Source organism: Natronolimnohabitans sp. A-GB9, from assembly GCF_030848565.1.
In the GTDB taxonomy this organism is placed as follows: domain Archaea; phylum Halobacteriota; class Halobacteria; order Halobacteriales; family Natrialbaceae; genus Natronolimnohabitans.
The window spans coordinates 250,912-264,103 of sequence record NZ_JAVDDV010000002.1; the positions used below are offsets into that span (position 1 = coordinate 250,912).

The following is a 13,192-nucleotide window of genomic DNA, read 5'->3' on the forward strand; positions in this document are numbered from 1 at the left end:
AACTGGCTGGCGGGGACCGGCGTGACCCGTGCGCCGGGCGATCGGTGTGGGAACAGGTTCGGTTGGGACGGTAGTTACAGCAATCCGTACGACGGAGGGCGGTCCGTTCACTCGATCGTCCGCTTCGATTCCGAATCGACCGCCGTGAGATACTGCTCGAGCAGGTCGGGAAACTCCCGGCCGCGGATGTACCGCAGGCCGAAGTCCTCGGTCCAGTCGATGATTCCGTTGTCCTCGGTGACGACGCCGGCCTCGAGTTCCCGGGCGAGGATCAGCAGATCGAAGTCCTCGCGGGAGTCGAGAACACCGGTCCGCATCGCCCGACGGTACTTCTCACGGAGGTCCGAGACGATCGCGTCGATCTCGGTCATGTGTTCGTGGTCCTCGAGCGGTTCGTCGGCGGCCTCCTCGACCTCGCGGACGGCCTTCTCCGAGACTCGCAGGCCGCGATCGACACGATCGCTCATCTCATCGACGAAGCTGAAGACGACGTTTGCGGGCACCGACACTTCGTATCGGTTGGGGTGTTTACGGATCACCCAGGTGTTGAGTTTCGAGTAGATCTCGTCGTCGACGTCGCGTGCCTCGAGCATCGTCGTTAGTTCGTCGTGGATCGTCGGCGGCACGTAACAGGAGATGCCGAGGTTGAGTCGGGCGTTGGCGATCAACTCGAGTAAGCGGAGCACGGCGTCCTCGAGGGACTCGTCGTCTCGGCGGATCTCGTCGGTGATAAACAGCGAGGTGTCGAGAACGAACCGTTGTTTGAACGCCTCGGTTGCCATGGCGTGACGTTCGTTCCCGACGGGGAAATAAGTGGACCGTCGGTGGGACGTTAGGGATCAGGCTGGCGTTCGGGATCGGCACCCAACCCGGCTTCGGAGATGATCTCTGCACCCATCGAGGAGAGTTCGACGGAGACGTCGCCGGGGACGGCCTTACTGATCTCGTCGACGTTGCCAGCGAGGACCGTCAGGATATCGTCGGGGTTTGCGTACAACAGCATGTTTCCGTCCTGACCTTCGGCGACGAGTTGCGTGTCGTTGAGGACGATCTGGTCGTTCTGGATCGTCGCGGCGACGACGGGCAACGCCTCCGGCTTCCCCTGTTCGTCGTCCCGAACCTTCCGGATGTGGACGGCCTCGAGGTCGAGGACGTCCTTGTGCTCCTGGATCACTTCGGCACACTTGACCATGTCTTCGAGGAGCTGGGACTTCTGGTGGCCGCCGTGACCGTCGTCGCCCTCGAGACAGTGCTGGCAGACGCGAAGTTCGAGTCGCATTGGCAGGCCGTTGGGACCGAACACCGATGAGAATTCCGCTTCGGGACCCCGAGGAGAACCGGCCACCGTCAGCTACCGACGTCCGCGTTCGTGGGAACGCGTTTTTTCCATCGGCGCGTCGTAGGTCGGCCCTATGAATGGGACGGAGTACCACAGGTTGCTCGGGATCGGCGAGTCAGCGTTCGAATCCCTCGAGGACCATCTCGAAGAGCGAAACTACGACGGACTGGAGTACCGCCACGTCCCGGACTACCGCCGGGGGGTCGAACGCGGGACGGTCCTGATCGACGGCGAGGTCGTCCGCGGCTTCCCGAAGGTCCCCCGAACGCTCGTGCTGTCGGACGGGATCCCCGAGCGGTTCTCGACGGTCGCCGATCGGATCGCCGTCGAGGAGAAGTTAAACGGCTACAACGTACGGATAGCGCGAATCGACGGCGAGGAGCTTGCCTTCTCCCGAAGCGGAATGGTCTGTCCGTTTACGACCCGAATTATCGAGCGGCTGGTCGACCTCGAGCCTCTCTTCGAGACTCACCCGGAGGCGATGGTCTGTGGCGAGATGATCGGTCCCGAGAACCCATACACGGCCCACGACTATCCGGAGGTCGATTCGCTGGCGTTTCGGGCGTTCGACTGGCGCGACCGGGAGTCCGGCGACCCCCTGCCCGTCGAGGAGCGCCGCGAGCGGTACGAACGGTTCGAGATCCCGCAGACGCGGCTGTTCGGTAGCTACGAGATCGAAACCGCGGCCGACGAGGTTCGTGAGATCGTCGAGACCCTCGACGACGACGGTCGAGAGGGAGTCGTGATGAAATCACCCGAAGGTGTCGACCAACTTAAATATACGACGTCGGCAGCGAACCAGGACGACCTCGAGTTTGCGTTCTCGCTTCCCTTCGACTACGGGCAGGCGTTTATGTTCCGACGCCTCATCCGGGAGGGGTTCCAGGCCGTCGAGTGGAACGAATCCGACGCGGTCGCCCGGGAGCGAGCCCACGAACTCGGCGAAGCGATCTTGCTCTCGATGCGAGAGACGATCGAAACCGTCGATGACGGCGAGGTCGTCGGCGAACGTCACACTGTCCGGGCCAGCCCCGAGACGGTCGACGTCCTCTTCGAGCATCTCCGCGGACAAGGCCTCCAACTCGAGATCGAAGCGGACCGGCGCGAGGACGGCGACCGCGTCTGTACGTTCCTCAAACGCACCCAGTCGACCACCGACAAGACGCGAAACTACCTCGAGGGACACGTCGTCCAGGAGTGATACGGTCTCCTGTCGTCACTGACCGCCGATCGCCAGGACGGGGTCGGGGATCGGTGGGACAGCAGTCCGTATGAAACGGACAGACGAGAGCGGGGACGAAGACGGATATCAGGCCGTCGTTCAAGTGGTCTCGCGGGCTAGTATCCGACGGTGAGTCCCCATTCCTACGCCTGAACACACCCGGCGATCTCTACTGGCGGCCGGCGTGACAGCAGGAACGCTCTCCCTCGCGGGCTGTACGGGCTTCCTGTCGGACGAGGAGTTCCCCGGCGAAGTCGAGACGGTGGCCGATGGATTGGTCCATCCCTGGGCCCTCGAGTTTCTCCCGGACGACGCCCGGCTGCTCGTCACGGAGCGTGAGGGACGGCTGCGTCTGGTCGATCGTGACGACGGGACCGTCGAATCCGTCGACGGCACGCCGGACGTGTACGCGGCGGGACAGGGCGGTCTGCTCGACGTGGCGCTCGATCCGGATTTCGAGGCGGAGCCGTGGGTGTATCTGACCTACGCCGCGACGAACGACGACGGCGAGTCGGCGACACATCTCGGCCGCGGCCGCCTCGAGCCCGACGATCCCACGCTCGAGTCGTTCGAAGAGCTCTACGTGGCCGAACCGTTTGTCGACGACGACGGCCACTTCGGCTCCCGCGTCGTCTTCGGTCCGGACGGGGCGGTCTACGTGACGACGGGTGACCGCCAGTTCAAGGATTTCGGTCCGGACCACGTCTCACAGGACCTGACGAACGAACTCGGTGCGACGCTCCGTCTCGAGCCCGACGGCTCGATCCCCGAGGACAACCCGTTCGTCGACGATGACGACGCCGCGGACGCGATCTACAGCTACGGCCACCGCAACGCCCAGGGGATGACCGTCCATCCCGAGACCGACGAGCTCTGGCAAAGCGAACACGGCGAAGAGGACGGCGACGAGCTCAACGTGATCGAGGCGGGCGGAAACTACGGCTGGCCGATCGCCCACACCGGCTGTGAGTACGGGACCGACGACCCCGTCGGCGACGACCCCCACGATCGGGACGACGTGGTCGATCCGGTCTACTACTGGGAGTGTACGACCGGTGGCTTCCCACCAGCCGGGATGACGTTCTACGACGGCGACGCGTTTCCCGACTGGCAAGGCGACCTGTTCGTCGGGAATCTGGCCGGCGAGTATCTCGGTCGGTTCACCGTCGACGGCACCGACGTCGAGGAAGCCGACCGGTTGCTCGCCGACCGCGGCTTTCGAATCCGCGACGTGGCGGTTGCCCCCGAGACGGGCTCCCTCTTCGTCGCCGTCGACGACGCCGATGCACCCATCCTCAGGCTAACGCCGGAGTAGCGACTGGATCAGGTATGACGACTGTACATGGAGACGGCCGAGCCCCGCTCGAGTCAGCCTTCGTGACTACATGTCATTCTCCGTTCGTAGCGATCTCTCGGATCCGGTCGCTGCCGCGGTCGACGTAGCCGCCGTGATAACAGACGACGTGTTCGATCCCCCGGTCCGCAAGCGCCTCGAGGGACTCGAGTGCGCGATCCATATCGGCAGTAAACGCCGGCTTCGGTCCCGATAGCGGTTCGTCGCCGTCGGCGACGAGCGCGTCCCCGGCGAGCAACAGCCCGTCGTCGGGAAAGAGCAACGAGACGTGACCGGGCGTGTGGCCGGGCGTCTCGAGGACCTCCATCGACCCCGCGAGCGTCGGGATTTGGACCCCCTCGACGAGTTCCAGATCGACGTCGACCGACGGATATCGGTCGCCGTCGCTCTTGATCGGCGCACGCTCGCCGGTCACGTACGGCGCCTCCTCACGGTGGGTCGCGACGACCGCATCGACCGACTCGAGCAACTCGGCCAGGCCGCCGACGTGGTCGCGGTCGTGGTGGGTGAGGAGAACGAGCCAGATATCCTCGAGTTCGTAGCCCAGCGACCGGAGGTGCGTGCGAACGGCGTCGACGGCCCCTGCCGGCCCGACGTCGATCAACACGAGCCCGCGTTCCGTCTCGACGACCGTCGGCGTGATCGTGAGTTCGCGGTCATCGTACTCGATCGTAAACGGGAGCGTGTGGACGCCTACGTCGCGTTCGTCTTCCTGCATACTCGAGTCGTCCGTCCCCAGAACGAAATGGCTGTCCGTCCAGCCGCTTCGGACAGCGAGTCGAGCGAAGACGTGCGTTTTATAACCGTCACCGGTCAAGGGGGTCGTACGACTATGCCGAACTCTAATGGCCCTCGTCAGGGAACTCGAGGCAAGCTGTCGAACGATCCGCGAGACCGTGGCACCTCCGCGCCACAGCGAGCGATTCAGGAGTACGAGGAAGGGGAGAAGGTCCACCTCAAGATCGACCCAAGCGTCCACAAGGGGCGATTCCACCCGCGCTTCGACGGACTGACCGGCGAAGTCGTCGGTAAACAGGGCGACGCCTTCAAGGTGCAGATCAACGACGGTGGCAAGGACAAGACCCTGATCGTCACCGCCGCGCACCTGCGTGCCCAGAACCAGGAGAAGTCCCGGATCTGAGCCAGGATGACGATCTTCAAGGAGATCGTCGACGAGGAGTTCCTGACGGTCTCGGAGACGAAGGAGCTGCTCGCCGACATCGAAGCCGAACGCGCGTTAGACGAGGACCGCGAGCTCCCCTACGAGCTCGCCCGCGCGATCGAACACGCAAACCGGTTCGCCGTCCTCGAGCCCGAGGAAGCACAGGAGCTCGTCGACGACCTACGGGACCTCGAGAAGGTCGACGAGCCGACGGCGTACAAGATCGCCAACCTCCTACCGCGCAACCGCGACGAACTCCGTTCGGTGTACGCACAGCAACGGTACTCGCTGTCCGGTGACGAACTCGACGAAATCCTGGACGTCGTCGCGAAGTACGCCTGACGGCGGGCCGACTCTTTAAGTACGCCGTCGCCGTATGGTTATCTCAATGACCGAATCCGATAGCGACGGGACGGATGTCCGTCGCGCAGTCGTGTTGGACTACCTCGCACACGGGCTCTCGGACGACAGCCGTCCGCAGTACGAGAAGTCGCCGGCCGGCTACGCCCTCGAGACCGAGGATTTCGAACTCTATCAGGTCGCCTTCGACGAGGACGAACGGCTGACGATCGGTAGCGACGTCGTCATCGCGCCGTCCGAAGCGCGCGAGGTCGTCACCGAAGCACGACGGGTCGACTACGAGGACCTCTCTTCGGGCGCCCAGTCGGAACTCGAGTACGTCGTCGCCGATCTCGTCGAGGAAAACGAAGAGCGGTTCGTCGACTTCTACAACGACGCCCAGCCGATCACGCTGCGGCTTCACCAGCTGAACCTGCTGCCGGGAATCGGGAAGAAGCTCCGCAACGGGATCCTCGATGAACGCAAGCGCAAACCCTTCGAGAGCTTCGAGGAGCTCTCCGAGCGCGTCTCGGGACTACACGATCCCGACGAGATCCTCGTCGAACGCATCCTCGAGGAGTTACGTGACGACGACCTCAAATACCAGACGTTCGTTGGCCGACAGACCGAAGAACACGAGCAGTAAGCGGTCGTCCCTGCCCCGTCGCCGCTCGACGGGGTTTTCGATCCATTCTCGGGCGTACAGTTTCCTTATCTCTACATTCAGGAAGAGGGTGTGAAATGGTATCGATGGTTTCGACACTCGTACTCGCAGCGGGTACCCGTCTCCCGTGACGGGCGTCCACGATGGAACGGAGACGTCCGCGAGCCCCAAGACGGTGCGTTTACACCGGCCCCGGCCCAAGCGGCGGCAATGAGAGACCCAGACGCACTGATCGCCAGGGCGGGCGTCCGCGGCGATCCGGATCGCGACCAGCACTTCCTCGTCGACGACCGCGTTCTGGACCGACTGCCGACCTACCTCGAGGAGCTCGATGCCGACACGAGCCACGTCCTCGAGATCGGCGGCGGGACGGGCGCACTGACCGACCGACTGCTTTCGATCGCCGACGAGGTGACCGTCGTCGAACGCGACCGGAAACTCGCCGCGTTCTTACAGGAGGAGTTCCGCGAGGAGATCGACGCCGATCGACTGACGGTGATCGAAGGCGACGCCCTCGAGGCCGACCTGCCCGATTTTACGGCGTCGGTCTCGAACCTACCCTACGGCGTCTCGAGTGAGATCACCTTTCGACTGTTGCCCGAGGGGCGGCCGCTCGTCTTGATGTTCCAACAGGAGTTCGCCGAGCGGATGGTCGCCGAGCCCGGCACCAGCGAGTACGGCCGGCTCTCGGTGTCGACCCAACACTACGCCGACGTCGAACTCGTCGAGTCGATTCCCAAGGAGGCGTTTTCCCCGCCGCCGGCCGTCCAGAGCGCAGTCGTCAGACTCGAGCCCCGCGATCCCGAGTACGACGTCGACGACGAGGACTTCTTCCTGCGGTTCGTCAAGGCGCTGTTCACCCAGCGGCGGAAGACGATCAGGAACGCGATCCGGAACACGGCCCACATCTCGGGGCTCGAAGACCCCGACGCGGTCGTCGAGGCGGCCGACGAGGACGTCCTGGGAAAGCGGGCAGACGCGATGGCACCGGCGGAGTTCGCCGCGCTGGCACGGCTCGCGGCCGACGTTGGCGAACCCGGCGACGGCCAGTGACCGGCGGGAGCGTCGATAACCACCGTTCAGCAGAAGTGCCTCGAGAACGGCTCACAGTCCCGGTAGCGACCGACGGATACTCATAGCTGCACGGCCCATTCGCTCGAGAGACGAGACAGATCATGTCCACACTTCTGGCGGCGCTCGATCGATTGGCCGACGCGTTCGGGACGAACTTCCGAATCGCGATGACGATCGCGGCAGTCGGCTTTCTGCTCGCCGTGTTGCTGTCTTACCGTCGCATTCAGGGGTGGCTAAACGAGCGCACCAAGCCACTGTACAGCGATATTCTGTCGACGGCGATCCTCATCGGCACCTGTGTGCTATCGTTGACCGTCGTGTTGAGCGTCTGGGAGCTGACCGACGACATCTATACGGTCTACTCGGAGGAACTCGGTCTCGGCGAGGGAGTCATCGTCCAGGCGGCCGTGACGTTCATCCTCGTCATTGGGACGCTCATCCTCACGCGGTTCGTCAAGCGCCTCCTGAACGAAGTGTTAGGATCGGCGTCGGCCGTCACCGACCACCAACGCGAGATCACCCACCGCGTTTCGCAGGTGATCATCTGGTCGGTGTCGCTGGTCGTGATCTCAGGCGTCTGGGTCGACGACCTCGGTGGACTGCTCGTCGGGGCAGGGTTCCTCGGAATCGTCGTCGGTATCGCCGCCCAGCAGACGCTCGGGACGGTCCTCTCGGGATTCGTTCTAATGTTCGATCGCCCCTTCGAAATCGGCGACTGGATCGAAGTCGAAGGCTACGAGGGGATCGTCACCGATATCTCGATCGTCAACACCCGCATCCAGTCGTTCGACGGCGAGTACATCATGGTCCCGAACGACGTCATCTCCTCGAGTATGGTGACCAACCGCTCGAAGCGGGGCCGTCTGCGCGTCGAGATCGACGTCGGCGTCGACTACGAGAGCGACCCCGAACGGGCCGCCGACCTCGCACGGGAGACGGTCGAAGAACTCGACGCCCCGTTGACCGCGCCGTCGCCACAGGTCGTGACCAAGGAGTTCGGGGACTCGGCGGTCGTCCTCGGCGTTCGGTTCTGGATTGACAACCCGAGCGCCAGGCGATACACGCGCGCCCGAACGGCCGCGATCCACGAGATCAAGTCCGCCTTCGAGGATGCGGGCATCACGATCCCCTATCCGCAACGGGAACTGTCAGGTCGGGCCGAGACCGGCGGCTTCCGAATCAGCAGCGATAGAGCACACGCAGAGAGCAACGATTCCGCCGACCGAACCACGGAGACGAATCCAAACATGCCTACGGAGGACGATTAGATGGGACTCGAGGAGCAACGTGACGTCGATACGGACGTCTACCAGCCAGCCGAAGACTCGTACTTGCTCGCCGACGCCGCCTGCGAACGACTCGCCGACGCCGACGAGACGGATCGCGTCCTCGAGGTCGGAACCGGGTCGGGCTACGTGGCAAGTCGAATCGACGCGGAGACGCCAGCCCGTGTGGTCGCCGCGGATCTGAACCCGCACGCGGTTCGTCAGGCTCGCGAGGAGGGACTCGAGGTCGTCCGTGCCGACCTCGTCGCCACCTTCGCCGACGACGCGTTCGACGCCGTCGTCTTCAACCCGCCGTACTTGCCGACCGATCCGGACAACGAGTGGGACGACTGGATGGAGCGTGCCCTGTCCGGCGGCGAGGACGGTCGGGCCGTCATCGATCCCTTCCTCGAGTCGGTCGGCCGCGTGGTCGCACCCGACGGCGCCGTCTACGTGCTCGTCAGTAGCCTCACCGGCGTCGACGAGGTCGTCGAGGAGGCCGGCGAACACGGATTCAGCGCGGTCGCCGTCACCGACGAGTCGTTCCCATTCGAGACGCTGACGGTGCTGAAACTGGTCCGGTAGATCCACGGTTCTCGATCGGCCTAACACGCCAACTGTTCCGTGTGCAAAGCTACCTCGAATCGATCGTCGAGATCGGAAGAACCTGCAAAAATTACTGTAGTGTATTACGGAGGATGGAAAATATTAAGCGTCGGTATAGCCTAGCCAGGTCTACGATGACTGAGTACGTCTCGACCACGCCGGGGCTGTATCCGCTTCCGGACTGGGCGAAAGACGATCTTTCGGATCTGAAGGGACACCAGAAACACGACCTCATCAGCGGCGACGAGGGCGAAGAGATCACGGCGGCCTACGAGGAGGCCCGCCAAGAAGTGATCGGCGTCCAGGAGGAGGCGGGTCTCGACCGGATCGTCGAGGGCCAGCTGCGCTGGGACGACATGCTCGCGCATCCGCTTGCCGTCCACGACAACGTCGAAACGCGCGGGATCGTCCGCTACTACGACAACAATAACTTCTACCGCGAACCCGTCGTCCAGGGCGAACTGGACGCTTCGGGCGACGTCGCCAACGAACTCGAGTCCGCGGCCGCGGTGACCGACGGCGACCTGCAGGCGGTTCTGCCGGGTCCGTACTCGCTTGCTGATCTCGCGACCGACGAACAGTACGGTGACGACGCCGAGTTCCTCGGCGCTATCGCCGACTTCCTCGAGGCCGAAGCCGAGGCCTTCCCCGAGGTCGAGACGCTGTTCCTCCTCGAACCCTCGCTCGTCGAGAACGCTCCCGAGGACGGCCAAGACGAACGCGCGAGCGAAGCGATCGATCAGGTCGCAACCGCCGTCGACGCCGACGTCGTCGTCCAGCCCTACTGGGGCGCACTCGAGGAGAAGGTCTACGCCCACCTGCTCGATGCCGACATCGACGCGGTCGGCTTCGACTTCGTCGCCAACCAGGACGACAACCTCTACAACATCCAGGAGTACGGTGCGACCGACGACGCCGCACTCGGGCTCGCCGACGGGCAGAACACGCTCGTCGAGGACCCCGAGGCGATTCGCGACCGCGTCGAGTGGGTCGAAGACAAACTGCAGGTTACCGAATTCGAGACGGTCTATCTGACCACGAACACGGAGACGTTCTACCTGCCCTACGGCAAGTTCGAGGAGAAACTCGAGGTCCTTGCCGAAGCCGCTGAACTCGCGGAGGTGAAAGCAGCATGAGCAACGAGAACAAAGATCAGTTCCGACCGGAGGATCACGACAACGACCACTTCCTGCTGACGACCGTCGTCGGCTCCTACCCCAAGCCCAAGTGGCTCAACCGCGCGAAGGAGCTCTACGAGGACCCCGACCACGGCTTCGACGAAGAGGACTGGCAGGAAGCGAAAGACGACGCCGCCCGCCTGATCACGCAGGAACACGAGCGTGCGGGACTCGACGCCGTCGTCGACGGCGAGATGCGGCGCAACGAGATGGTCGAGTTCTTCGCCCACCGCATCGAGGGCTACGAGTTCAACGGCCCGGTCAAGGTCTGGGGCCACAACTACTTCGACAAGCCAAGCGTCGTCAGCGACGTCGAGTACACCGACTCCTGGCTCGTCGACGAGTACGAGTTCACCGCAAGCGCCACCGACCGTCCCGTGAAGGTGCCGATCACCGGCCCCTACACGCTCGCCAGCTGGTCCTTTAACGAGGCCTACGAGGACGACGAGGAACTCACCTACGCGCTCGCCGACCTCGTCAACGAGGAGATCGAGAAACTCGTCGAGGCCGGCGCTCGCTACATCCAGATCGACGAGCCCGCACTGGCGACCACGCCCGACGACCACGCTATCGTCGGCGAGGCACTCGAGCACATCGTCGACGACATCCCGGAGGAGGTCCGCATCGGTCTGCACGTCTGTTACGGTGACTACTCCCGGATCTACCCCGAGATCCTCGAGTTCCCCGTCGACGAGTTCGACCTAGAGCTCGCCAACGGCGACTACGACCAGCTCGACGTCTTCAAAGATCCCGAGTTCACCGCGGATCTGGCACTCGGCGTCACCGACGTCCACGTCGCCGAGGTCGAGTCCGTCGAGCAGATCGAGGAAAACATCAAGAAGGGTCTCGAGGTCGTCCCACCGGAGCAGCTGGTCGTCTCGCCCGACTGTGGCGTGAAACTGCTGCCCCGTGAGGTCGCCTACGGCAAGATGGAGAACATGGTCGAAGCGGCTCGGAACGTCGAAGCCGATCTGGACGCGGGCAACATCGACATCGAACGCGAGACGCCGACACCGGCCGACGACTGAGACGGACACCTGTAACGGTTTCTCGGCACAACGCAGACGAACCACGGTTGTGCCGGCCCCGACTTCTATTCGCGATCCGAACAGTTCGTAGTAGAAACGTTCGCTTTACTTTAGTTACGATACTATTGTATATATTCGTAGAAGTGGGGAATGAGCACACGGATCGACGACGTGACTGTTACCTGGTAACCCAAATGTCTAAAAATACATACATAGCTCCTGTCCCTACCGGGAACTGATGCAACAGTCCCCTGTCGATCGACACAGTCTCCACGAGGACGCCGCCGAACACCGCGACCCCGAGTGCGACGTCGAACCCCTCTTCGTCAACCGCTGGTCGCCGTACGCGATGACCGGCGAACCCCTCCCGGAAGAGGAGATCCGCCCGCTGTTCGAGGCCGCGCGCTGGGCGCCCTCGGCGTACAACAACCAGCACTGGCGGTTCGTCTACGCCACGCGTGAGGACGAGGAGTGGGAGACGTTCGTCGACCTGCTCTTCGAAGGAAATCAGGCGTGGGCGACGGACGCGGCGGTCCTCGGCGTCATCGTCTCGAAGACGACGTTCGATCACAACGGCGAACCGGCACCGACACACTCCTTCGACACCGGCGCAGCCTGGCAGAACCTCGCACTCGAGGGTGCTCGTCGCGGGTTGGCCGTCCACGGGATGGCTGGGTTCGACTACGAGCGTGCAGCCAAGGAACTCGACGTCCCCGAGGTGTTCGCGGTCGAAGCCATGTTCGCGGTCGGCGAGCGCGCGTCGCCGGAGACGCTGCCGGAAGACCTCCGGGAACGCGAACAGCCAAGCGGCCGCAAACCACTCGAGGAGATCGTCCACCGGGGTAGTTTCGAGTAGGTCGCCCTCTCGAGTTGTATGGCACAGCGACACGCTTCCATTTTCGGCGTCCTCGAGCCGTTGATTCGGACTCGAGTGCAGACGACCAACAGACCGAACCGTGTCGCTTAGCGCTCCGGCTCTTCGAACGTGAAAAATCGTGCGTCGCAGTCGGGACAGAACAGTTTCTCCGAGGGCGTCCCGCCGACCGGCGTCACCTCGCCACAGCAACTCGAGCGCGAGACAGTCAGTTCGCCGTCACAGAGCGGACACTGCTCGAGGAGCGTCCGCAGCGGCCGGCCGGCGGCGCGGCGGATCGCAGCCGACTCGACGTGGGGCTCGAGGGCGCGTCCGGCGGCGAGCTCTGCGACGGCGATGCCGCGAGGCAGCGTCGTGAGGGCGCCACTGCCACGATCGAGGACGAGTACCGATCGGTTCCACCCCCGTCGCGTGCGGACGGCGACCGACGGCTCGGTTCGTCGGTCGGCAATCCGGGCGAGATCCGCGAGATCAGCCTCACGCAGCGTTCGCATCTCCCGGCGCCAGTCCTCGCGAACGTCTGGATCGAGCCGGATCTCGCCGCCGTCGGAAACGACGACGCCGGCCTCGAGGAGTGCAGTGAGGACCTCGTCGCCGGTCGGCGACGCCGACATAGCATCAGCACCGGCACTCGAGTCCGAAAGCGATCCCGCCGTGTCTGGGACGCCGTGGTCGAACGGATCGACCGGCAGCGCCGCGACGAGCGACGGCGCGATCCGTGGCGTGTACGGAACGACGTAGCCGCGGAGCCCGATCGCGAGGGCTCCGCCGACGGCGACTACACCCGCAGCGAGGCGTCGACCCAGAAGCGCCAACGCCCCGACGACAGCCGCGAGCAAGACACCGTTCGTGATCGTACACGGGAAACACCGGTTCTCACCGGTGTATTCGGGCCGGCGGAGCCGGTCGAAGAGGTCGATCATACGGCGTTCGTTTCGCTCCGATCCTCTTCAGTGTACGGTGGCGACAACAGGTTTTTACAACGCGTGTTATATTTCTCAACTGATGAACGGCCACGAGCCGCCTTCCGGACACCCTGTATCGACTTCCAGCCGGCGACGTCGGTCGCCGCCGATCGTCACCCGAA

At 64.0% G+C, this 13,192-nt stretch carries 15 protein-coding genes; 11 read left to right on the forward strand and 4 right to left on the reverse strand.

Going from position 1 to position 13,192, the window contains the following annotated elements:
- Positions 1-107: 107 nt before the first annotated feature.
- The gene (locus RBH26_RS03705) at positions 108-782 is read right to left on the reverse strand and encodes an RNA ligase partner protein (protein WP_306756632.1); all 675 of its coding nucleotides are present in this window, start codon (positions 780-782) and stop codon (positions 108-110) included.
- Between the two features lie 50 nt (positions 783-832).
- Positions 833-1,279: a hypothetical protein gene (locus RBH26_RS03710; RefSeq protein WP_306756633.1), complete on the reverse strand. Its 447-nt coding sequence runs from the start codon at positions 1,277-1,279 to the stop codon at positions 833-835.
- Between the two features lie 133 nt (positions 1,280-1,412).
- Here RBH26_RS03710 and RBH26_RS03715 point away from each other — a divergent pair, with 133 nt between their 5' ends.
- Together RBH26_RS03715 and RBH26_RS03720 are read left to right on the forward strand one after the other, a co-directional pair.
- The gene (locus tag RBH26_RS03715; RefSeq protein WP_306756634.1) at positions 1,413-2,540 is read left to right on the forward strand and encodes an RNA ligase; all 1,128 of its coding nucleotides are present in this window, start codon (positions 1,413-1,415) and stop codon (positions 2,538-2,540) included.
- Between the two features lie 205 nt (positions 2,541-2,745).
- Positions 2,746-3,876, forward strand: a complete 1,131-nt coding sequence (locus RBH26_RS03720; RefSeq protein ID WP_306756635.1) for a PQQ-dependent sugar dehydrogenase — start codon at positions 2,746-2,748, stop codon at positions 3,874-3,876.
- A gap of 73 nt (positions 3,877-3,949) precedes the next feature.
- Here the strand turns inward: RBH26_RS03720 and RBH26_RS03725 are convergent, their stop codons facing one another.
- On the reverse strand, positions 3,950-4,633 hold the full coding sequence (locus RBH26_RS03725; protein ID WP_306756636.1) for an MBL fold metallo-hydrolase: 684 nt from the start codon (positions 4,631-4,633) through the stop codon (positions 3,950-3,952).
- A gap of 114 nt (positions 4,634-4,747) precedes the next feature.
- Between RBH26_RS03725 and RBH26_RS03730 the strand changes: the two genes are divergently transcribed.
- From RBH26_RS03730 to RBH26_RS03770, 9 genes are all read left to right on the forward strand, one after another.
- Entirely contained in the window at positions 4,748-5,056 is a 309-nt protein-coding gene (locus RBH26_RS03730) for a 50S ribosomal protein L21e (protein ID WP_306756637.1), read from the forward strand.
- A 6-nt stretch (positions 5,057-5,062) separates the two neighbouring features.
- Positions 5,063-5,419, forward strand: coding sequence for an RNA polymerase Rpb4 family protein (locus RBH26_RS03735; protein ID WP_306756638.1), 357 nt, complete (start codon positions 5,063-5,065; stop codon positions 5,417-5,419).
- A 46-nt stretch (positions 5,420-5,465) separates the two neighbouring features.
- Entirely contained in the window at positions 5,466-6,062 is a 597-nt protein-coding gene (locus RBH26_RS03740) for a DUF655 domain-containing protein (protein ID WP_306756639.1), read from the forward strand.
- Positions 6,063-6,290: 228 nt separating this feature from the next.
- A complete protein-coding gene (locus RBH26_RS03745; RefSeq protein ID WP_306756640.1) occupies positions 6,291-7,133 on the forward strand; it encodes a 16S ribosomal RNA methyltransferase A in 843 nt (280 codons plus the stop codon).
- A gap of 122 nt (positions 7,134-7,255) precedes the next feature.
- On the forward strand, positions 7,256-8,422 hold the full coding sequence (locus tag RBH26_RS03750; protein WP_306756643.1) for a mechanosensitive ion channel family protein: 1,167 nt from the start codon (positions 7,256-7,258) through the stop codon (positions 8,420-8,422).
- Entirely contained in the window at positions 8,423-9,004 is a 582-nt protein-coding gene (locus tag RBH26_RS03755; protein ID WP_306756644.1) for a HemK2/MTQ2 family protein methyltransferase, read from the forward strand.
- 155 nt (positions 9,005-9,159) lie between these two features.
- Entirely contained in the window at positions 9,160-10,161 is a 1,002-nt protein-coding gene (locus RBH26_RS03760) for a 5-methyltetrahydropteroyltriglutamate--homocysteine methyltransferase (protein WP_306756645.1), read from the forward strand.
- Positions 10,158-11,231, forward strand: a complete 1,074-nt coding sequence (locus tag RBH26_RS03765) for a methionine synthase (protein WP_306756647.1) — start codon at positions 10,158-10,160, stop codon at positions 11,229-11,231. Before RBH26_RS03760 ends, RBH26_RS03765 begins: the two co-directional genes overlap by 4 nt.
- Before the next feature lie 238 nt (positions 11,232-11,469).
- Entirely contained in the window at positions 11,470-12,087 is a 618-nt protein-coding gene (locus tag RBH26_RS03770) for a nitroreductase family protein (RefSeq protein ID WP_306756648.1), read from the forward strand.
- A gap of 107 nt (positions 12,088-12,194) precedes the next feature.
- Here the strand turns inward: RBH26_RS03770 and RBH26_RS03775 are convergent, their stop codons facing one another.
- Entirely contained in the window at positions 12,195-13,028 is an 834-nt protein-coding gene (locus RBH26_RS03775) for a hypothetical protein (protein WP_306756649.1), read from the reverse strand.
- Positions 13,029-13,192: the final 164 nt, after the last annotated feature.